Source organism: Streptomyces sp. NPDC006624 (assembly GCF_040611555.1).
Taxonomy (GTDB): domain Bacteria; phylum Actinomycetota; class Actinomycetes; order Streptomycetales; family Streptomycetaceae; genus Streptomyces.
Genome location: NZ_JBEXOM010000088.1, coordinates 1 through 1,156 on the forward strand (window position 1 = coordinate 1; position 1,156 = coordinate 1,156).

Genomic DNA, 1,156 nt, shown 5'->3' on the forward strand with positions numbered 1-1,156 from the left:
GCGATCGTCGTCATCGTGATCAAGACCGACATCGTCATCAAGGTGGCTATGCCGTAGAACAACCATTTTTGGAACAAGGCCTTGGTCTGGTCGAACAGCAGGCACAGGATGAAGAATGGACCGGTGCCGATGAACAGAGCCATAGCGATCTTGTTCAACATCATCGCGATCATGGACATGATCACAGGAGCACCGAGCCCGACGCCAAGCATCGACATCGTCTTCTCCTTGGTCTCGTTCGTCATCAGGCTGTCGCCGACGTTGATCGAGTCCATCATCTCCAGGCCGACGGACATGACGCCGAGGATCTTGTCCATGTCTTCGTACGGACCGTCGCCCTCCTGATTGGAGACGGCCCCGCGGACCACGGTGGTCAGTCCGTCGGTCAGCGCCTTGTAGCTCTTAGCGCCCGTACCGGCCACCGACACTGCGATACCGACGATCAGCACCGTCTTCAGCGAGTTCACCACCAGCGCCATCATCGGTTCGCGCGACTGGCCGGTGGCGATGCGGAAGCCCTGGACGATGATCCACAAGGTGACCACGGTCATGGCGATGGCGCCGATGATCTTGCCGACGCGGTCGAGCAGGTTGTTCTGGAACTTGAGGATCATGAAGTCCAGGTGATCCTTGATCAGGGCGAAGAACGCCATCGCCGGCAGATCGGCCGCCTGCATATGCATCCAGTCCAGCAAGGAACCGGCCCCAAACGACACCATGTGAATATCCATACGCCTTCCGTCTCCGCCGGCCCGGGCATCTCCGCCCGGCCGCTAGTGGTCCATTATTTCTGTCGCCGGCCGCGCTCCACGCGCGGCCGACGTATTACAGGTCGCGCGAGCGGGCGACTTGCAGGCCGCCCTTCAGCAGCGCGCCCTGGACGACCGACGAGCCGATGTTGCCCAGGATGTCGTTCTTGTCTTTCTTGTTCTTCAACGCCTTCTCGGCCTGCGCGATCATGTCGTCGTTCAAGGTCTCGAGCACGGCGGTGTACGCATCGAGCAGGTACTTGCCGTTCTGGAAATCGGCGTCCATCTGCACCGACAACTGGCTGGTCTGGTTGGTGTTCTTGGTCACCTGGCCGCTGCCGCTGGCCGCGCTGATGCCGTTGGTGTTGCCCACCAGCTTCTGCACCTCTTTGTCGCGCTCCTCGACC

2 protein-coding genes are annotated in these 1,156 nt (G+C 60.6%); both read right to left on the reverse strand.

What is annotated here, in order from left to right; genetic code table 11:
- The coding region (locus ABZY20_RS37350) for a type IV secretion system protein (RefSeq protein WP_356448004.1) at positions 1-731 on the reverse strand (731 nt) is incomplete at its 3' end.
- 94 nt (positions 732-825) lie between these two features.
- Positions 826-1,156, reverse strand: a 331-nt coding sequence (locus ABZY20_RS37355; RefSeq protein ID WP_356448005.1) for a hypothetical protein, incomplete at its 5' end; no start/stop codon positions are given.